We start from the raw sequence: 19,152 nt of genomic DNA on the forward strand, positions 1-19,152 counted from the left end.
GGTGACACGGCAGAGCCGGGGATGACTGGGTTTCCGCCCGAAGGTGGCGCTGTCGGATCGCGGCAGATGCGGACAGCCGAGTGCGCTCGCCGCCGGATCAGGCGGGAGTGTCGAAGAAGCCAGATGTGTCGCAGCTCGCGATCATTTCAGCCAGTTCTCGGGGCGAGCGCCCGGACGCGATGGCGAGGTCTGGATCGGCACCGGCACTTACGAGGCGCCGCACTACCGCGGGGTCACCCTTTGCGTTGAAGACCGCGCGATATAACGGCGTGCTTCCCCACGCGTCAATGGGATCAACCGGCGCACCTGCATCCAGCAGCACCTCAACGACGTCAGCGCGGTACTGCTGACATGCGAGGTGCAGCGGCGTGAAACCTTGCTTGTCTGTCGCCGCGACATTCGCGCCGCTAGCCACGAGGTCCCTGACCTGGTCGACGGGACCATCCAACGCCGCGTAATGCAGGGCGGTTCGGCCCAGCCGGTCCGGATCATCGGTGGTCATAGCCCAGTGTGTACAGCGTCCGGCTCATCCGCACATCGGCATATACCGATGAATGCCGTTGTCTCAATCGCGAACGGCGGGGAAGCCAGCTAATTGGGGATCGATGACCGGGCACTAGACGTGAACTCGGTCCCCAACGACGGTCCGAGACTGCTCGGGCCGATCGCCCCTAGTTGAGCGAGGTCGAGTAGGCCCGGCGTCACGAATCGTCCCGCTGATCGGCCGACGTCGTCATGGCATGCTGGTGAGGCGACGCAGCGTTACCGACCGGTCCCGATCCCAGCAAACCGGTGGTGCACAGGGCCGATATCCCATCGCATACGCCGCAGAGTCAGGCCATACAGCCAGCGTGCAGTTCCACCGATGGTCTGTCGTCCAGGTCCCAGCCCCTCGCCGGGCAGTGTCACTTCGTCGCTGAGTCGGCTGGAACGAACGGTAGGACGCTGGAGCGGAGCCCGAACCAGGCGTCGAGTACGGCGTCGTCGACGTCAGGGCCGGCGCCGTACGGCCCCGGATGGCGTTCGGCGATCCGCAGCAGCGCTACCATGCGCTGCGCGACCTGACACATCTCCATCGGTCCTCCCCACTGCTGTATCGGTGTAGCGCGTCCGGACGTTTCTCCGGGCCGCGTGGACGTGTCCGGTCTGGTACCGGAGTCAGGCGGGTGACATGCGCTGCCGTCCATGCTGGCGCGGCCGGCCGGGATGGGGCCGAGAGCAAGCGATTGATGTAACGAACGGCGGCGCACCGCGATAAAGGGGCGGGTGCTGCATCCGGCCCCACTGAGCATGGGGGCCCCTTGAACGTCGTCGCCCGCCTCGCCGCGCCCTTGGCGCTGGCCCTGGCCGCATCCGGAGTACTCGTCCTGCCCGCCGCGGCGGCGCCGCCACCGCCACCGGAGGAGTTCCACTTCGGGGTCGCGGCCCTCACCGCGACCCGCGGGCGAGCGGAACTCACCTGGAAGACCGATCCGGCCTCCAGCTACACCATCGCCGAGGTTGTCGGCGGCACGCCGGTCGCTCGCGCCGGGATGACGACCGGCCAGTGGTCGTCCAACAACGAAGCCCCGGGGTGGCACACCTACCGGTTGACCCGCACGCTCAACGGCGAGTCGTCGTACGGCGACGCCACGGTGCTGGTGCCGACCCGCAGCTTGATCGGCACGGTCTTCGGCTCCTACCTGATCTCCGCGACCGCACCGGGCAGCAACGCGATGGGAGCCACGCTCAGCCAGAACCTCGGCGACTCGCCCGATGTCTCGCCCGACCGCCGGACGCTGGTCGCGCAGGTCCGGGACGCCACCGGTACGTCGCTGTGGCTGTTCGACACCGAAGGCAAGCCGATCCGCGCGCTGACGCAGGGCCGCTGGGACTCGCAGGGCGCGTTCTCGCCCGACGGGCGTACGGTCGCGTTCGTGCGGCGCGACACCTACGACGCCGTTCCGGCGGTGTGGACGGTCAGCACGACCGCCAACGCCGTACCTGCCGCGCTGACCGGTGGCGCCAATGCCTCCTCTCCGGCCTGGACCGCAGACGGAAAGAGCCTGGTGCTCGAGGTCGGCGACGCGGACACGGCGGACCCGAGCGTCCGGAGCACCGAGCCGCTCGTCGTCCTACGGCTGTCGACCGGAGCCCGGACCCCTCTGCCCGGCACGGAAGGCGGGCGTGATCCTTCGGTCTCGCGCACCGACCGGGTCGCCTTCGCTCAACGGACCGCCGATTTGCGGCTCGTGGTGGCGGTGACCGACCTGTCCGGTGGACCAGCTGTGCGATGGTCGCCGGAGGTGCAGAGCCAGGGCTGGGGCTCGCCTGATTGGGACCCGCAGGGCACCACACTGGCGATGAGCTTTTCCAACAGCGGCTCCGGCGTCGGGCCGCACCCGGCAACAGTGACCGGCCCGGGCCAGCAACCGTCGAGCTGGTCGGTCCCGTACAACCACTTCCAGAGCGGCCTCAAGGAGCTCGTGTGGCTGCAGACGACGAGCGCCGCCCCCACCGCGACACTGACAGTGCCGGCCTTCACTCAGACCGCGACCACGACGGCCACGATCGCGGTTGCCGACGCCGACGACGCGATCGCCGGCCTGCAGGTGACGTGCAGGATCGACTCGGCGGCCTGGACGCCGTGCGCCCCGGGCGCCTGGCCGGTCCCGGCGCAGAAGCCGGGCACGCACGTGCTCAGCGTCAAGGTGACCGACCCGGCCGGTGGAACGGCGACGGCGACCCGCCAGTGGGTCGTCGACCAGCTGAGCCCGTCGGTGGCACTGCGCGGCCCGGCCCAGCCGTTCACGCTCGCGACCTCCATCCCGGTGAGCTGGACGGGTTCCGACTGGGGATCGGGCGTCAGCTACTACCAGGTCCGCTGGAACAATGCGGCGTACAACGGCGGCTTCGGACCGTGGCAGTACCCGGCCGGCTGGCAGAAGCTGACCGGCACCTCGGTGACGCTGACCGGCGTCTTACCGGCCGTCGGCTACTGCTTCCAGGTCCGTGCGGTGGACAAGGTCGGTAACGCCGGTGCCTGGTCGACGCAGAGATGCAGCGCCGTCGCGCTCGACGACCGTTCGCTCGGTACGTCGGCCGGCTGGTCGCGGACGGCGTGGAACCTCTTCTACCGCGGCACCGCCACCGAGACCACGAAGGCCGGTTCGTACCTGACCCGTCCGGGGTCGGCGGTCAGCCGGGTCGCGGTGATCGCCACCCGCTGCCCGACCTGCGGCACGGTCGGCGTCTACGTCAACGGGGCTTCCGTCGGCTCGGTCAACCTGTACTCCGCGACGACGGCGCGGCAGGCCGTCATCGCCCTGCCGCCCTTCGCGTACCGCACCGGCACGGTGATGCTGAAGGTGCTGTCGACCGGCAAGTTCGTCCAGGTCGACGGCCTCGGCATCAGCCGCACCTGAGTCGTCGCGGTCCCCGACGACAGGCCGGCGCCGGCGGGCGCGCACGGAGAAGCCCGCTGGCGTCGGCTCGGCGCTGTTGTCCGCGTGATCGAATTGCTGTAACTGACACGCCGGACGACTGGAAGGGGTGGCGCGAGCTACGGCTGGCGACCTCGGGGTCAGCCCCAGGCCCGAGCCAGCCAGACGCGGCCGTGTGGTGTGGCGCAGGTCATGGACTCGGAGAGCGGGCACACCAACGGCCCTTGATCGCAGCCGACAACCGGACCGATCACTTCCAGCTTCCCTCGCTCAGCGGGCAGCCTTACGGCGGATGGATCAGCCCGGCTTCCCTTCATCTTCTCGCCTGCCCAACGGTCGACCAGGGATGAGCTCGTCGACGAGAGAGAGGCGTAGTCCGGGCGCGCTTGTCTTTCAAGGTGTCGACGAACATCTCACTAGATCCTCCGCTGGCCAGCACAGCCCGCTGAAGGCGGAACCGCGACCCGGCACCCGCAGCCGATCATCAGGCTCAAGGCGGCGGGGGTGCGTCTTCCCGCCTGCCGCTCAGCCCAGTCAGCACCTGTCTGGAGCCATCAGAGGGGACAAGGCCCACATCATCTTGACCCCTCTGCCGTCTCCTGATCGCCTTACGCGTGGGCTGACGGCAGACGGGATGACGCAGGCGGTGCTACTCGGGGTCTATGCGCCACAGCATCCGCGTACGGCAAACTGTGCCCGTGACTAGAACGCTGGAGTTTTGGCCCGACTACGGTCAGGGGCCGCTCTGGGATGAGCGGGGTAGGGCGGTCGACCTGGATGCGCTGGCCCTTCGGCCAGCACTGGTCGAGCGGATTCGCAACTGGCATGGTCGGTACGAGGAGGATCGCATCCCTGTCGATGGGTCAGGGGATCCAACTTGGCTGAGCGAGGGCCTGGAGCTGCTGACGGCCATCCGCAATTCGCTGCCTGACATCCGCGTTGTGGTCACTGAACCGTGGTGGGGCGAGGCACAGAGCGGTGCCCCGAAGAGCCGTGAATAGCCGTCCACGACGCCCGACCCTGAGCACGATCACTGCTCAGGGTCAGGGATCGTCGGCTGGTTGGGGCTGGGGCAACGGGCTCGTAACGAGAAGGTCCATAGTTTCGAAAAGTTGAGTGCTTGTTGGCCAGAGATCTGCGCGCGGGTTATGTCTCGACGACGACTTGGTCGACGGTCATGTCGCCCTCTTCGGGCTGACTGCGAAGGTGTTAGAGCGACGGGACTGCCAGTGGAATCGGTGTCGAGGTAGCTGGTTTGGTCGCTCTTGGGGAACGACTGAATGATCGCTACGCGATTGTGGTCGCTTTGGCCGTGGACGTAACTGGTGGTCACGGTGCCGGTGGTGGTGGAGTCGAGTTCGTTCTGGTCGCCGCCAGCTCAGATGTAGGTGCTGGTGGAGGAGCCGTTGGTGCATCCGGGCTCACCGGCTGATGACTTCCGGGTTGCTTGACGGGTGCTCTCGGTTGGTTGGGACTGGCCGACCAAGAGCAACGTGGTATCTCCTGTCACGGACCATCTGCAACTTGTTGGCGAGGCGGGTTCTAACAAGAGATTGCTCCAACTCTGCGACCGCCGGCACGGGGCCGAGTGGCTCGGCGCTGCGCACGCCGTACCGCTCACGATAAGCAGCGATCTCGCGGATGAGGACGTGGGCCTCGTCGGGCATCCGTTCGGTCAGCTGCGTCTCCAGAGTCTTGTACCAAGGCTCAGACTCCGCCTGCTCGGCGAGCCAATCGGCGCGTTGGGAGATCAGGGTTTCGAGTTCTCGGAGCGGAGCGGTGAAGGCGGGGTCGGTGATGGTTGTGGTGGGGCGGACGAGGCCGGCCACAAGGTGTTGTGGTTGCCTGCGGCGGCGATCGGCGTGGCTGACGAGGCGTTCGACTCTGGCGTGGAGGACTGCGGCGAGGTCGCGGGCGTTGTCGAGGGTGGCCTGGTCGACGGCTTTGTGGAAGGTCGTGTTTGGGTCGAGGCCGGCGGCTTCGGCTCGGCGTAGGGCTGCGAGGAGGGGGCCGTAGGCAGGGGAGGCTCGGAGTTCTGCGCGGGCGCTGGGGTCGAGAGTGGAGCTGTCGATGGTGGTGCGGTAGCGCTGGCCGGCGGCGATCTGGCAGAGGTGTTCGTGGATGGGGACGAGCTGGCTGAGGTTGGTGGCGTTGTCGAGTTCGCCGTGCATGGTTTCGTGGGCGGATATCTCGATGCCTTCTTGTTCGAGGACGGTGGCGAGTACCTCGTACATGCTTTCGGCGGTCTGGGGTTCGTGGAGATCGCCGGCCGGCTCGTGGGTGGCGACGTAGGCGCGGTTCGTGTTGCGGCCGCGGGTCATGCCGACGTACAGGAGTGGGCGGGTCATGCGTTCGGTGACAACGAGGTGGGCAGTGTCGACGGTGATGCCTTGGGCACGGTGGACGGTGGTGGCGTAGGCGAGTTCGACGGAGTCCGCGACGTAGCCGGCGGGGAGGGTGATGGTTTGGTGATCGTCGTCTTCGACGGTGAGGGAGCCGTCGTCCCAGCGGCGTACGACGGTCCAAGTGCTGCCGTTGCGGACAAACTGGTTGGTGCCGTAGGTGAGGTGGCGGTTGTTGAGGCGGGTGACGATGCGGTCGCCGAGGCCTGCTTCGGTGCCGTTGTGTAGGGGGACGCCGTTGGGTTCGACCTCGCCGGTGGTGATGCGGTCCAGGCGTGCGCGGGCGTTGAGGCGGTCCACGGTGATGTTATCTGCGGCGATCAGGAGACTGGTGAGGTTCTTGCGGGTGTCGGCGAGCCACGCGGAGTAGGCGTTGATCTCGCACTCGTCCGGTGTGCCGGAGGTGAACCGCTCGTGGTCGTCGTAGGTCTCGAGGATGCCGAGATCGCCTGCACGGAGTGCCAGGCTGGCGTCGCGTTCCCAGTCCGCGGTGAACCGCCAGACCTCCTGCAGGCTCGCGGCTTCGGACTCTTTCGCGACGAGACGGAACGCTCCGCCGGTGTCGACGGCGCCGAGCTGGGCGTCGTCGCCGACCAGGAGAAGTTTGGCGCCGGCTTTGGAGGTCTCGCGGGCGAGGGTGGCCAGTTCCATGGTGCCGGCCATGGAGGCTTCGTCGACGATGACGAGTTGATTGGGGTGGAATCGCCAGCGGTCGGCTTCGGCGCGCAGCGCGGCGAGGCTGGTGAGGATGCGGTGCTGGCGGCGTTTGCGGTGGAGGCGTTCGGCGATTCTGGCTGCTCGTTCGAGGTTGGCGATGCGCTGGTTGCGTTGTTCGGCGCCGAGGCCGACGGCTTCGTGGATCCATTTGGCGAGGTTGTCGGTCGGGATTCCGAGGCTGCCGGACAGGACGTCGGCGGCGGCGCTTGACGGTGCGATGCCAATGACTGAGGAGGGGCCGTGCGTTGCCTGCCAGGCGGTGTGGAGTCTTGCGAGGAGGCTGGTTTTGCCGGTGCCGGCGGGGCCGACGAGGGCTTCGAGGCGCTGGCCGCTGTCGAGAAGCCGGGTGAGCGCATCACGTCGATCAGCGGTCAACCCGCTGACCTCTTCGAGCCTCATTGAGGCGGTCGGGCCCGTGCGGTCTTGCGCCAGATCCAGCAGCAGACGTTCGGCGCCGAGGACGACGGGCGAGGTGAAGATCGCGCCGTTGTGCATTCGGTAGACGCTCTCCCCTCGGAGTCGTTCGCCAGGCAGGTCGACTAGGTCGCCCGGGGTGAGGCTGATGGAGTGGTGTTCTGCCCTGTCGGCGATGGCTTCCAATGCGGCCAGTCGGTCTTTGGTTGTGGCGAGGCGAAGAAGCCGTGTCTGCCGTGCGGCCTCGGCCAGGATGTTCCAGCGGGTCCAGGTGGCGCGCCTGGCTTGGAGGGCGAGAACGACCGTGGCGCCGTAGGCATCCAGGGTCTGAGGACTGAGGTCTGCGTGCGTCAGCAGTCGATCTGGGACGTCATTTAGGCAATCGGCGAGGGCTGTTCTGGCGTTGGTGCCGAGCGCGAGATCTGCGCGGCGTCGCCAGCCGACCATGAGATCGGCGAGAGGCTTGGCCAAATGCTTGGGAGGGCGGTTCATCAGTGTTGCCTGCTGCCTGAGCGCGTACATCTCCTGCCGTGAAGGAGTGCTCGGGCGTTGCGAGAGCAGATGCTCGAGGTTCGATTCGATCTGTTCGGTTCGCGACGAGAACTCGCGCAGCAGTTCGTCGGGGACGCCGGTGATCTCGAAGGCCGGGTTGCGTTGTTCGCCGCGGTCTCGTAGGTCCCAGTCGACGCCGAGGCGGCGCGTCAGGCCGTCGGCGAGCAGGACGTTGTGGATCTCCGACATCGCGACCGCCGACCTGAACAAGACGCGTCCGTCCGGTGTTTTCCACTGCCCGTCGTTGCTCTGGACGCGGTTGGCGATGACGAGATGGGTGTGGAGTTGGGGATCCCCGCTTCGGGTGTCCCAGTGGTCGAAGGCGGTCGCGAGGACGCCTCGAGTGTCGATCTGGGCGATGCCGCCGTCGCCGGTGCGCGTGAAGACGGCCTCGTCTTGGATCAGGTCGAGAACGTCGTTGACGGCGTCGTAGTGCGCGGCGGCCACCTGCTCCTTGACCCCGACATCGGCGGTTGCCCACAGCGCCGAGACTGACTTGACGGGGGAGAAGGTGAGGTCGAAACCGGCCACCGCCTGTCGCGCTCTTGCGCGAGATTCGGTACGTCGTACTTCGGTGATGGCGGCCGAACGGTCTTGCTCGGAGAGGTCTGACGGGAGAGCAGCGATGCGAGCGCGGATCCTGTCCTCCAAGGAGCGATAGACCCGGAACGGCCGGCCGAGTTGTTTGCCGTCGACCGGGTCTTGTGCGCGTCCGAAGAGAGCGGCCATCTGCTCCTCGGTCACCTCGTCACCGGCCTTGATCTCTCCTTTGCCGAGACCTGGAAGTCCGCGTCCAGCCCACCGGCCTGGTGGATAGCCGTCGGCGACGTAGTACGCCGTCAGGGGTGTTGCCATCCGGCGGTCGACGTCGGCGGAGGCGATGTGCTTGATGAGGTACTTGTAGCCGTCGCCGGCACTCAACCGGTGGATGCTCAGCACTCTGACGACCGCGCAGGCCGGTGGCGCAACTGCTGCTGGAGGAGCGAGTTCTGCAGTTTCAGGTGGTCGACCTGAGCGGCGATCGAGTCGATTGCCCTGAGCAAAGAAACCGGATCCGCGATGACTGAAGACGGGCTGTCGAGCTCAATGGAGCCGACTGCCTCACGGAGATCGCTGAGGTCGCGCTGAAGCGAATCAGCGCGTTGCTCGCCAAGGGACTCGATGGATTTCCGTCGACGCCAGAAGCGAAGGCGGCACGGATCCGAGCAGAACCGGTGACCGGATCGACGGCGGGCGAACCCGGCGCCGCAGTCAGCACACGTGGCCGCCCGCCAGGCGACCGGGGCGGTCCGAGCAGGGGAATGGTGGCGCATGTGAGGCTCAACGGCCCGAGCCAAGTGTGCTGGCCTGCCGTTTCGGCCGCTGAAACGCCTTGAATGCAAGAAGTGTGTCGGTGACCCTCCTTCCCGCCGGGCGAGTTTCCGGCATCTCCTCGATCTGACGACCTGGACACTCGGTTGCTCGACTCGGCCGATGCCGACTGTGCAGCCGGCGTCATCGACAACCGTTGAGCAAGGGAATTCGGTTCTGGAGCCGCGTGGGGTGCGGACCGCCGAGCGGTCCGCATCCCACGCGGCGATGGGTTCATCGGCGAGTTATCCACAGATTTCTGAACCATCGCCCGCGGTCCCCATGAACCGGCCAATCCTGTTGGTGACGAAGAGGAGAGCACCTTGAACAAGACGATGTCGGGCAACGACGATCAGGAGCGTTCGGAGGTCGTCGAGCTCGTGACCCGGGCTGAGGCGAGCGTCGAGGCACTAGAGACTGCGGCGCCGAACGGGTCGTGGGCGATGACGGCCTTCAGTCGCTATCGCGTCTGCGAGCTGCTGGGGGTGACGCCGTACGAGCCGTACGCCGGTGAATTGGCTGACGACCCGGCCGGCCTCCTCGACGAGGCGGCAGCCTTGGTCGATCAGTTCGACGTGTCGTTGGAGGGCTTGAGTTGGCGGTTGGCTCTGGCCGATGCGCTGAGGTCCGCGGCGAAGGACATCCGGATGGTCGCGGGTGCGCGCGAGGTATGAGGATCTGCTGACGGTAGCGCGCCGCCGGGCGGAGGACTCCGCGGGCAGAGTGAGCACAGATCCAGAGCAAGCTGGGGCGGGGTGGACTGCCGTACTGGCTGCGACTCGCCGGCAGATGACCTGGCTCAGGTTCGAGCTGAGGATTCCCGATGCCGGGAAGCCACCATCGCACGGCGACCCGGCGCTGATGGCTGTCGCACAGGCGCTGGGCGCCGCCTCAGATCTGCTAGCGGGTCAGGACGCTGTGACGGCGGCAGTGCTCGACGATCGGGAGGCGCTCATCGCGGCGCGTGCGATGGTGGCGAACATCGCTTCGACCGCTGCAGGGTCGGCGCTGGGCGCGATGACTTCGGTTGGCAAACGTCGTCGTACCGTCGAGCAGCGTTCTCTGGCCAGACAGCTGCGATTCGCGCGGCGGGAGCTGGAACCTGTTGTCGCGCAGCAGAACGGGCATGTGCTCGGCGCGTTGGGCGGATTGACGGCGGGCATGCCGTCCAGCGGCACCAAGGTCTGGGAACAGATCGCCTACGCAGCCGCGCACTGGGAGCGTCTGAACGATGAAGTGCCGGCACGGAGCCTTCTGACCAGGGATCTCCGGTCGGTCACTGCGCAGATCCGTACTGCGGCTGGACATGGTCGCTACCTCGTCAGAGCAGTGGGTTCGTCTGCAGAGCGACTCGGGTTCGGAGACGCGACGATCTTGCGGCTGAGGAGAGCGAACACGGCGTTGCGACGGAGTGATGCGAACTCGATCCGAACGGCCGCCGCTTGGAGTCGCAACGTCTCTGATCTGGGAGGAGTCACGACAGTTCCAGGCGAGGTCGCCTTCAGCGATCTGCACGAGGCCGTACGACGTGCAATCGGAGGCCCTGGAGGCGCACTCCGGCCAGCCGAGGAGTTGATCCCAGATCGGTGGACGGCAGGCGCGCTGCTCGAGGCTGCCGATGAGCTTGTCCACTCGGCACACCAGGTTGCCCTGTTACAGCAGCGAGCTGTGTTCGACCTTGTCATGGAAGGACGGCTGTTCATTCCCCGTCTCCAGGCAGTCCGGCTGGATCCGGCGTACCGGCAGCTCACCGCCGCACCGGTAGGCAAACGCCAGCGGACCTGGGTGCGGGCCGACCGAATCGACTTCGTGCCTGAGCTGACGGAGTCCCTGGCATCAGTGACGGAGTTGCTCGGCGAAGCGGCACTGGTGTGCCGGCAGCTCGCGGACACGGATGACGAGCGCCGACCGACACGGCTGGCGGCGCCGACCAAGCCTGGCAGCCCGGATCGGAGTCGGAAGCGTCGAGGTGTGACGTCGCGCGCTGATCAACCCGACACGAGTCCGGCCGTTGAGCTGCCATGAACGTTGCAGATTCAGGAACCACAGGAGGCGCCTCGTCCACGGTGGATTCGTTGCACGAGATGCTCATCGAGGAAATCCGGAAACTCCGGACGGCCGACGACTGGAAGCGATGGCTCAAGACCGCGGCGGCTTTCCACGAGTACAGTTTCAGGAACGCGATCCTGATCGCGGCACAGCGACCGGACGCAACTCTGGTGGGTGGCTGGAGTACGTGGAAGCACCTCGGCCGGAACGTGTCGAAGGGGGAGAAGGCGATCCGGGTCTTCGCGCCGGTCTTCTCGCGGTCGAAGAAGGTGGTCGACGACAAGGGCGCGATCGCCAGGCGGGTCGATCTCGAGCTGGCAGACGACTCGGAGACGGCGAAGAAGCGCTCTGGGCGACGGCTGGTCGGCTTTCGCGTCGCGTACGTCTGGGATGTGTCGCAGACGAACGGCGAACCGATGCCGAAGCCGCCTGCTTCTGCGCGGCTCGTCGGTCCGGCGCCGGCGGGACTGTGGGAGGGGTTGGCGACGTGCGTCGAGGGCGAGGGGTTCCGCCTCTCGGTGGAGTCGACCAAGCGAGCAGGGCTTGACGGCTTCACGGACTTCGAGGCCCGGCGGATCGTCATCTCCGACTCGCTTGGTGAGGCTGCCGCGGTGTCGACTTTGGCGCACGAGGTCGCGCACATGAGGATGCACGATCCCGATGCTGTCGCGTCGTCCGGAAGCGTGATGTGCCGAGGGATGCGAGAGGTGGAGGCCGAGTCCGTCGCCTTCATCCTCCTGGCCCATCACGGGCTGGAAACTGACGGCGACAGCTTCCCGTACGTCGCGGGTTGGGCTGCGTCGGTCGACAAGGCGGCGCCGGAGCGGGTGGTGCAGAGGAGCGGCGAGCGAGTTCTGCGAATGGCTCGAGAGCTGATCGATCTGACCTCGCAGTACCGGGTCCTCGCCGGCCGAAGGAGTCCGGCGAGACATCTGAGTCTGGTGCCTGGTGCTGATGCACCGGAGCCGGATGGTCCGGGGCTCTGAACGTGGGCGGAAGCGAGCGAGTGGCCGCGCTGCAGCGGGCGCGGCAACGTCAGGCTCGGATCGAGGCAGCGACTGGGCGGGCGGTGCGGGCACGTGCCGCGCTGGAGCGAGCCAACCGGTCGCGTGAACTCGCGATCGAGCGACACGACGAGAAGGTCGTCGGCGCCGAGGTCGCTTCGGTTCGTGAAGCAGCCGAACTGGCGAAAGTCTGCGGCTCGACGGAGGCCGCCGCCGAGATCCTCGGGCTGTCGCTTCGAGAGATGCGACGACTGCTGAAGTCCGACGTATCGGAGACCTCCGCACGTCCGAAGAACGCGGTACAGCGATCCGGCCGGCGCGAGGCCGGCACCACGGAGAGAGGAGATGGCGATGGACCACTCGGATCGTGAGCCGCTCTGGAACATCGATCGGATCGCGGCGTACCTCGACATCCCGAAGTGGACGCTCTACGGATGGCGGAAGAAGAAGTACGGGCCGCGGGCAATCCGCATGGGGCGTCACCTCCGGTACGACCCCGCCGATGTCATCGCCTGGAAGGAGCAGCAGAAGGATGCCGAAGGCCTCGATGTCGGCAATTGATCCGTTTAGACGATGCACCCGGAAGGCTTGGAACGGCTGCCCCGGCGCAGCCTCACTGCTACGCCGGGCCAGCCGGTCTTGGGGGTCCCTGCCTGAGCTCGGGGGCCGACAGGGGATACAGGGGCGCTCAGGCAGGGACCCGTCTGGGGAAGACGGAACCGGTGGAGGGTGCAGCGGTTGCGCTGCACGGAGGGGTGACGACGATGCTCCACCGGTTCCGCCCGTTCATGAGGTGAGCATCAAGACGCGGGTGCCGGTGGCCCGCTCGAAGATCTCTTTGAGATTGATCGGGCCATCGATCGCCAGGAAGTGCAGCGGACTCGGGATGACGACCGCGGCGTCCTCGGTACGGCCGACGAACTCGACCAGGGCCTCCAGCGCGGCGAGCGAAGTAGCGGCCCGCTCGACGTAGGTGTAGCCCATCGAGAATCCCTCGCGCCGGGCGAACACGGCCATCTGAGCCACCAGTTGCTCGACCACGCCATCGCTGCTCAGCAGATCGCGGCGTACATACCCGACCAGCAGCGGTCTGGTCACGTCATCGAACAGATCGTCGAGCTCGCTTGACGGAGTCACTCCTCGTCCTGCCAGCGGCGGAACAGATCGTTGAGACGTTTCCAGAGCGCGGCGCTCCACGAGCGCCAGCGGAAGCCGATCACGACAGTTCAGCACTCGCGATCACCGCTGCGGCGGGCGAGCCGAAGAGGCGTTCCCGGGACGTTGCTCATCGACCACGCACCTCCTGCGCGATGTCGCGGAGCATCAACGCGTAGAGCACGGCGGCGATCAGCCAGAGAGTCCACATCTCGGGGATCACCTCACGCCATCCGATTGTTGCGGTTGGCAATCGTCTTGAGCCACACGCGAACGCAAGAGCGCGTATCCGGGTGTTCTGAGGTCGTTCACAGTCCACTCCCAACTCCTCGCCGACCTGGTCGACGGCGTACGTCAAGACTGCTCCGCAGGGTGCGGACGTCGCTACTACAGGACGGGACGTATTGGGACGTTTTGTGTTAGCCTGATTAGGACGTTTAGGGACCTCTTGAGCGTCACTGAATCGGGGAGTTCGGGTGAACGAGGCTCTGCGGCGCGCGATGTTCGCAGCGAGACTCAGCGATGACGAGATCGCTGTACAGCTCGGCGTCGATGTGAAGACAGTTGGACGGTGGGTGCGGGGCCGTACGCCGAGTGCGCGCCATCGTGGACCGCTGGCGCGCCTGCTCCGGCTGGAGGAGCCGGACCTGTGGCCCGAGGTTCTGACTCTCCGAGGAGTCCGCGCTACGCCAACCGAAGTGGTAGCGGTCTACCCGCAACGAAATCTGGTCACGCGAGAAGCGTGGATCGATCTCTTCGAATCCGCGGAGAAGCAGATCGACATCCTCGCGTACGCCGCGCTGTTCCTCGCCGAGGACAAGCGCCTTGTTGATCTGCTGGCGGCGAAGGCTGACGGCGGCGTTGTCGTGAACCTTGCCTTGGGCAACCCTCAGGCCGCGGAGGTGCGGCACCGGGGTACGGCGGAGAAGATCGGAGAGTCGCTGTCCGCCAAGATCCGGAATGCGCTCGTGCGATACCGGCCCCTGCTCGACCGGCCGGGTGTGACGCTCCGTCTTCACGACACGGTCCTGTACAACTCGATGTACCGCGCAGACGGACAGGTGCTGGTGAATCAGCACGTCTTCGGTCTTCCAGCTGCGCAGGCGCCGGTCTTTCATCTCCGCTGGCTCGAAGGCGGCGAGATGTTCGATCTCTACATGGAAAGCTTCGCCGAGGTCTGGAGGGCCGCTCGGCCGGCTGACGGCGTTGTCGGCTGAGGACGTTTCGGCGTGAGGGGACGTCCTGGAGACGTCCGGTCAGCGCCTGTTCCGTCACTGACCGGAAGTCGTATGGTCGCGGTCATGAGCAGAACGACTTGGGCCAAGGACATCGCCGAAGGCCTTCTGGCTGATTCGCTACCGCGACGGTGGGCGCACGTGCAAGGAGTGGCTGGGCGTGCGCGCACTCTGGCTTTGATTCTCGAAGACGACTCTGAGCTGATCGAGGTGGCGGCCTGGCTGCACGACATCGGCTACGCACCATCGCTGGTGCGAACGGGATTCCATCCGCTGGACGGTGCCAGGTATCTCCGTGACGAGGTGAGGGCCGATGAGCTCGTCTGCCAGTTGGTCGCACACCACACTGCTGCCGCGATCGAAGCTGAAGAGCGAGGCCTGGATGAGGAGCTGAACGAATTCGCGCGGCCGGCACCGCGACTGCTGAACGCCCTCATCTACTGCGACCTGACGGCTGGGGTCGATGGTTCGACGGTCGACGTCGACGAGCGACTGGCCGAAATCCTGACGCGGTACCCGCCGGAGCACGTCGTACATCGATCGATCACTCGGTCGGCGCCGCTCCTGCGTGATGCCGCTCGAAGCGTCCATCGGAGCCTGGCCGCGAGTCGCTCAGGTGAGATGCGGGGTAGGTGATCTCCGAAGGTAGTGCTCGATGCGCATCTGCATCGACCGGTCCATCTGCAGCGCGTCGAGCTCTGAGGTGGCAACCCACTCGACCTTTGTGCTCTCGTCGCTCGGTGTCGGCGTACCGCTGAGAGCGCGGCCCTTGAGCAAGATCGAGAACTCCTGACGGGCCTCGCCGTTGCTCGTGTACAAGATGATGTGCTTCGGGTCGGTGTAGATGCCGATCAGCCCGGTGATCTCGCACTCGATCCCGGTCTCCTCGCGGGTCTCCCTGATCGCGGCTTCGGTCATCGACTCGCCGAGATCGATCGCACCTCCCGGGACGGCCCAGTTGCCGTTGTCGGACCGTTGGATCATGAGGACCTCGCCGGCGTCGTTCTCGATCACCACGTTCACCGATGGCACCATGCTGTTCGCCGGGGGAGCTTCCGGGTCGTCGTAATAGTCGATTCTGCGGGCCATCAGTCCTCCGGCAGTGGAGTAGCGGTTTCCCAGACTTTCTCGAAGCTGTCGAAGTAGATCGCCGCGATCTCCCCGCCCGCGACCCTGCGAAGGTGCCACACCGGAGCGATCGGTGCCGGAAATCCGTATACGTGAGTGTTGACGAGGGCGATCTCGTCCGAGCGGTAGATCGAGTTGTAGAGGACGGTGCGATGCATCCGAAACTCCACGCCACTCGTTCTGCGAAGGGTCTCGTACAGAACAATCGCGTTGCGGATCTTCGCCGCCATCGCATCACCGACGCCCTCTTGATCGCCTCGATCGCTGATCTGCTCGTCGTCCGGGTCCCCGACCAGGAAGCGCACCCGGATGCCGGCCGCTGCCTTCTTGCGGATGATGCTGAGCAGTCCGCGGTCCTCGGCCAGGAAGAGCCCGGCGTAGACCAGGACGCCGATCTCTTCCTCGGCGTTCTCGAAGAGTCGTCGCCAGACCTCGCGGGGGACTTCGGTGCGGTGTGGGTAGACGGCCAGGATTTCGCTGGCGGAGGCCGTGGTGACCTGGTCGCGGGGGATCGCGTCGGGCCACAAGAAGGCTTCGTCGACTCCCAATCGAGTGGCGACCTGGTAGCGACTCGTGCGGTGCGGGATTCGCCCCTTGATCCACCGCTCGACGGTCTTGGTGTCAACCTCGACCTCGGACGCGAGCGCACTCGGAGTCAAACCATTCTCCAGGAGCGCGGTCCGGAGTCGTTCGTTGGTCATGCACCTAACCTATGACACTTTGGGACGTTTCTGGCCTAAGCGGGACGTCCTGGAAACGTCCGACAACGTCGTAGTGACGTCCTCACGTTCTGTAGCAGTCTATCGTCATGAAGCGATGGGCAGCCTCCAGCGAGCACCAGAGACCATGGGCTGCTCGCGCGTCATGACCAGGGAAGAGCGTCAGCCCAACCTCCTGCTGAAGCAGGCGCGCGGCACGCTCTCCCAGGCCCGCCTCGCTGAACTCGTCAACGAAGAGATCCTGCACGCCACGGGCTCGGTCGGCGCGATCACCGCCAAGTCGATCTCCGACTGGGAGCGCGGCTGGTACCGATGGCCCGGTAAGCATGCCCGCGACGCACTGTGCCGAGTGCTCGGAGCACCTGACGCAGCAGCGTTGGGTTTCGAGAATCGTCGTACGGCAGCGGAGCCGGCGCCGGTCGTGGTCGCCGCGCCGGACACCACAGCATTGCTCGACCTGGCCGGCTTGAACGGGAAGGGCTCGCTCGGCCAGGGCGAGGTCGGTCGACTCGAGGTGCCTGGCGGGCGACTGTTCTCGGGGCTTGACCTCGACGCGTTCTATTGGCCGGCCGAACCGACAGGAAGCGATCGCCTCGCGGTGCGATCGCGCGATGACGACGCAACGGTCCGGCCAGACAGGCGGTCCGCAGTGATCGCGGTGACCGACGCCGCGGGGGAGGAGTGGTATCACGTTGCCGACGGCCGTCAGTTCGCCCGGCAGCCGCTTGGCCCCGACCAAACGCGCGATCTCTCCTCGGCCTACCTCCTCGACGACCTCACGGTCGCGATTCTCTGGATGATCACGAACACCGACGCGGCGCTGCTCGCAGATGACTACTCGCTCGAGCACTACCGCACCCAACTGAGCCCATACGACGAACTCCCGTCGTCCAGTCTCACCTTCGGAGCAGTGCCGGACTTGCACGAACTCTCGGCGCGCTGGCTGGGCTCGAGGTTCTGCGCGGACCACATCCTGCGCAACCTCAGCCGGCTGACATCGACGCCACTGTTCTGGAGTCGCGAGCAACGGGGCGAGGAAGCGTCCTCGTGGTTGATCTGGACGCACAAGATCCAGTACCTGAGTGCGACCTCGAAGGTGCTGAAGCGACATCGACGAGCGTTCTGCGTCCCCGAACACGAGGTGACCAAGTCGCCGCGGTACGAGCGACTCCTCATGCTTCTCGCCGTCGCCATGATGGAGGCGTTCCAGATCACCGTCGACATCACCACCGACCCCGACCACGGCCAGGTCGAGGGCTTCGTGCTCGGCGGCGAGGCCATCGTAGCGAACTGGCTCCGCGCTCCCGGCCTCTGGTACGTCGACGCAAGCGCCCCGTCGTCACGCCGCGCGGTGTACCGCGAGATCGCCGAGGCTGCCACCAATCGCTCGATCATCGATCAACCGACGCCGACGCGACGCCTGGAAGCGCTCGCCGGGTACCTGGACATCCCGTGGCGCTGGTTTCGCAAACGCTGCATCGAATTGTCGGCCGTCGGCGCCAGCGGTATCGCCCAACCTCGCAGCAGGCTGCTCTCCACCATGGGCCTCGATCTCGCCCTCACCTACGTCGCCAGCCTCGACCGCAACCAAGGAGTATGACTTGCACGCCGCAGAACTGACCATGGGCCGCACCTTCGCCGTCCGCTTCGACCACGGCGAGGACTTCTTCTCCGCACTAGGGGAGTTCTGCGCCGCGAACGACGTCCGCGAAGCCTTCATCCCGATGTTCATCGCCGGACTACGAGAGGTCGAGTTGGTCGGCACTTGCGCGAAGGTGGACGACCCGGAGGCGCCGGTTTGGTCGTCAGTCCACTTGGATAGCGTCGAGGCGCTCGGAGGCGGAACTCTCGCTGTGGATCCGGGCTCACGGGACGTGCTGCCACACATTCACATTTCGGTGGGCCTGAAGCAGCACTCCGCGGTGGCGCACACGAGCCACTTGCTGAGCGCCAAAGTGCAGTTCTTGACCGAGATGTACCTGGTGGAGGTCGCCGCTCCGGCAATGAGTCGGGTGCAGCTGGGAGAGCTCTACGGTGTTCCGCAACTGCGCTTCTAGGCAAGTCCCGTTGACTCATTCAGGTTGTCCTGGATGACCGGATCGGGGTTCGTCGGGGGTCGGACGGAGCCGAAGGTAGTTGCCGGGGGTGGTGACCACGATGTCGGATCGTTGGAGTTCGATCCCTGATCAGTTGCAGATGCTGGACCTGTACCGCTTCGCGCGGATGTTCTACCGCGACCAGTTGATGGTCAGACCGTACGAGTGGGCTGCGCGGCACCTTCGACGACATGGCCTCGGCCATGCGTTGGAGGTGGACGCCGGCTGGAAGATCGGGTACGCGCCGGACGAACCCGCATATCTCGTGGACCGTCTGCGCTGGTTGGAGTTCGACGATGAAGTCATCCTGACGTCCGGTCTGGCTGTTGTCGCTGACAACGGGTGCCTGGTTGATCGCTACCGGGACTGTCTCACGTTCGTGGCGCGTGACTCGGCTCTGGCTGAAGTCGGTTTCGTCGGCCAAGGCAGACACGACGTCGGATATCTGGACATTCCGGAGTCAGCGATCTATCGCAAGTCGGAGACCTTGATCGGAGTGGCTGAGCAGCAGTGGGAACTGTCGAACGGAGCCGTTCCGGTGATTGTCGACGGGCCGATGGCAGCATTGGCCGTCCGTGCTGCCGGCGGAGAGGCTGCCGAGTGGGTCGGGATCGCCGTCCGCGGCGGAACGATGACGAGGCTCCAGGCCTCATTTCTGGACCACTATGCCGCGTCGGAGTCGGTGATCGTCGCGCTGGGTGGTGACTCCGTCCGTCGCCGCGCATCAGTAGAACTGCTTCCTGAGAGTCGGCCGTCCAGGTGGCGCAGACCCTGATCAGCGCATCGATCGGCCTCAAGTACCAAGTCACCTCGCGGGACGTCTATCTCGAACGGCTACAGCTCGCTCTCGAACTCCTCGTCCGCTGACAGCTACGGGTCGACGCGCGCTCAAACTATTGCCATTAGGCA

18 protein-coding genes are annotated in these 19,152 nt (G+C 66.1%); 12 read left to right on the forward strand and 6 right to left on the reverse strand.

The window, feature by feature from the left end; all coding sequences use genetic code 11:
• Positions 1-97: 97 nt before the first annotated feature.
• On the reverse strand, positions 98-502 hold the full coding sequence (locus ABD235_RS37445; RefSeq protein WP_344183027.1) for an ankyrin repeat domain-containing protein: 405 nt from the start codon (positions 500-502) through the stop codon (positions 98-100).
• Between the two features lie 403 nt (positions 503-905).
• Positions 906-1,076: a hypothetical protein gene (locus ABD235_RS37450; protein WP_344183028.1), complete on the reverse strand. Its 171-nt coding sequence runs from the start codon at positions 1,074-1,076 to the stop codon at positions 906-908.
• A 225-nt stretch (positions 1,077-1,301) separates the two neighbouring features.
• Between ABD235_RS37450 and ABD235_RS37455 the strand changes: the two genes are divergently transcribed.
• Together ABD235_RS37455 and ABD235_RS37460 are read left to right on the forward strand one after the other, a co-directional pair.
• Complete coding sequence (locus tag ABD235_RS37455; RefSeq protein ID WP_344183029.1) at positions 1,302-3,404, forward strand: fibronectin type III domain-containing protein; 2,103 nt, start codon at positions 1,302-1,304, stop codon at positions 3,402-3,404.
• A gap of 716 nt (positions 3,405-4,120) precedes the next feature.
• Positions 4,121-4,423, forward strand: a complete 303-nt coding sequence (locus tag ABD235_RS37460) for a hypothetical protein (protein WP_344183031.1) — start codon at positions 4,121-4,123, stop codon at positions 4,421-4,423.
• 420 nt (positions 4,424-4,843) lie between these two features.
• Here ABD235_RS37460 and mobF read toward each other — a convergent pair whose 3' ends face one another.
• A complete protein-coding gene (gene mobF, locus ABD235_RS37465; protein ID WP_344183033.1) occupies positions 4,844-8,446 on the reverse strand; it encodes a MobF family relaxase in 3,603 nt (1,200 codons plus the stop codon).
• Positions 8,447-9,180: 734 nt separating this feature from the next.
• Here mobF and ABD235_RS37470 point away from each other — a divergent pair.
• The 5 genes from ABD235_RS37470 (at position 9,181) to ABD235_RS37490 (ending at position 12,471) form a co-directional block, all read left to right on the forward strand.
• Positions 9,181-9,531 carry a hypothetical protein gene (locus ABD235_RS37470; RefSeq protein ID WP_344183035.1) on the forward strand — a complete coding sequence of 117 codons (351 nt, stop codon included), beginning with the start codon at positions 9,181-9,183 and terminating at the stop codon, positions 9,529-9,531.
• Between the two features lie 115 nt (positions 9,532-9,646).
• Entirely contained in the window at positions 9,647-10,882 is a 1,236-nt protein-coding gene (locus ABD235_RS37475; protein WP_344183036.1) for a hypothetical protein, read from the forward strand.
• A gap of 59 nt (positions 10,883-10,941) precedes the next feature.
• Complete coding sequence (locus ABD235_RS37480; RefSeq protein ID WP_344183040.1) at positions 10,942-11,892, forward strand: ArdC-like ssDNA-binding domain-containing protein; 951 nt, start codon at positions 10,942-10,944, stop codon at positions 11,890-11,892.
• Positions 11,893-11,912: 20 nt separating this feature from the next.
• The gene (locus ABD235_RS37485) at positions 11,913-12,281 is read left to right on the forward strand and encodes a hypothetical protein (RefSeq protein WP_344183042.1); all 369 of its coding nucleotides are present in this window, start codon (positions 11,913-11,915) and stop codon (positions 12,279-12,281) included.
• Positions 12,262-12,471: a helix-turn-helix transcriptional regulator gene (locus tag ABD235_RS37490; RefSeq protein ID WP_344183044.1), complete on the forward strand. Its 210-nt coding sequence runs from the start codon at positions 12,262-12,264 to the stop codon at positions 12,469-12,471. The genes ABD235_RS37485 and ABD235_RS37490 overlap by 20 nt, the downstream gene beginning before the upstream one ends.
• Before the next feature lie 225 nt (positions 12,472-12,696).
• On the opposite strand, the gene ABD235_RS37495 is transcribed toward ABD235_RS37490, so the two are convergent.
• Positions 12,697-13,047 carry a hypothetical protein gene (locus ABD235_RS37495; protein WP_344183047.1) on the reverse strand — a complete coding sequence of 117 codons (351 nt, stop codon included), beginning with the start codon at positions 13,045-13,047 and terminating at the stop codon, positions 12,697-12,699.
• 494 nt (positions 13,048-13,541) lie between these two features.
• Between ABD235_RS37495 and ABD235_RS37500 the strand changes: the two genes are divergently transcribed.
• Entirely contained in the window at positions 13,542-14,282 is a 741-nt protein-coding gene (locus tag ABD235_RS37500; RefSeq protein ID WP_344183049.1) for an XRE family transcriptional regulator, read from the forward strand.
• An 84-nt stretch (positions 14,283-14,366) separates the two neighbouring features.
• A complete protein-coding gene (locus tag ABD235_RS37505; RefSeq protein WP_344183050.1) occupies positions 14,367-14,936 on the forward strand; it encodes an HD domain-containing protein in 570 nt (189 codons plus the stop codon).
• Here the strand turns inward: ABD235_RS37505 and ABD235_RS37510 are convergent.
• A complete protein-coding gene (locus ABD235_RS37510; RefSeq protein ID WP_344183052.1) occupies positions 14,913-15,389 on the reverse strand; it encodes an NUDIX hydrolase in 477 nt (158 codons plus the stop codon). The genes ABD235_RS37505 and ABD235_RS37510 overlap by 24 nt on opposite strands.
• Positions 15,389-16,129 carry a helix-turn-helix domain-containing protein gene (locus ABD235_RS37515; RefSeq protein WP_344183054.1) on the reverse strand — a complete coding sequence of 247 codons (741 nt, stop codon included), beginning with the start codon at positions 16,127-16,129 and terminating at the stop codon, positions 15,389-15,391. The genes ABD235_RS37510 and ABD235_RS37515 overlap by 1 nt, the downstream gene beginning before the upstream one ends.
• A gap of 163 nt (positions 16,130-16,292) precedes the next feature.
• Between ABD235_RS37515 and ABD235_RS37520 the strand changes: the two genes are divergently transcribed.
• The 3 genes from ABD235_RS37520 to ABD235_RS37530 all read left to right on the forward strand — a co-directional run bounded on the left by ABD235_RS37520 (position 16,293) and on the right by ABD235_RS37530 (position 19,018).
• On the forward strand, positions 16,293-17,747 hold the full coding sequence (locus tag ABD235_RS37520) for a hypothetical protein (protein WP_344183057.1): 1,455 nt from the start codon (positions 16,293-16,295) through the stop codon (positions 17,745-17,747).
• Between the two features lies 1 nt (position 17,748).
• Positions 17,749-18,204 (forward strand): PPC domain-containing DNA-binding protein, encoded by a 456-nt coding sequence (locus ABD235_RS37525; RefSeq protein WP_344183059.1) that lies wholly within the window; start codon positions 17,749-17,751, stop codon positions 18,202-18,204.
• Between the two features lie 88 nt (positions 18,205-18,292).
• On the forward strand, positions 18,293-19,018 hold the full coding sequence (locus tag ABD235_RS37530; RefSeq protein WP_344183061.1) for a hypothetical protein: 726 nt from the start codon (positions 18,293-18,295) through the stop codon (positions 19,016-19,018).
• The last annotated feature ends 134 nt before the right edge of the window (positions 19,019-19,152 follow it).

Source organism: Kribbella lupini, from assembly GCF_039529595.1.
Taxonomy (GTDB): Bacteria; Actinomycetota; Actinomycetes; order Propionibacteriales; family Kribbellaceae; genus Kribbella; species Kribbella lupini.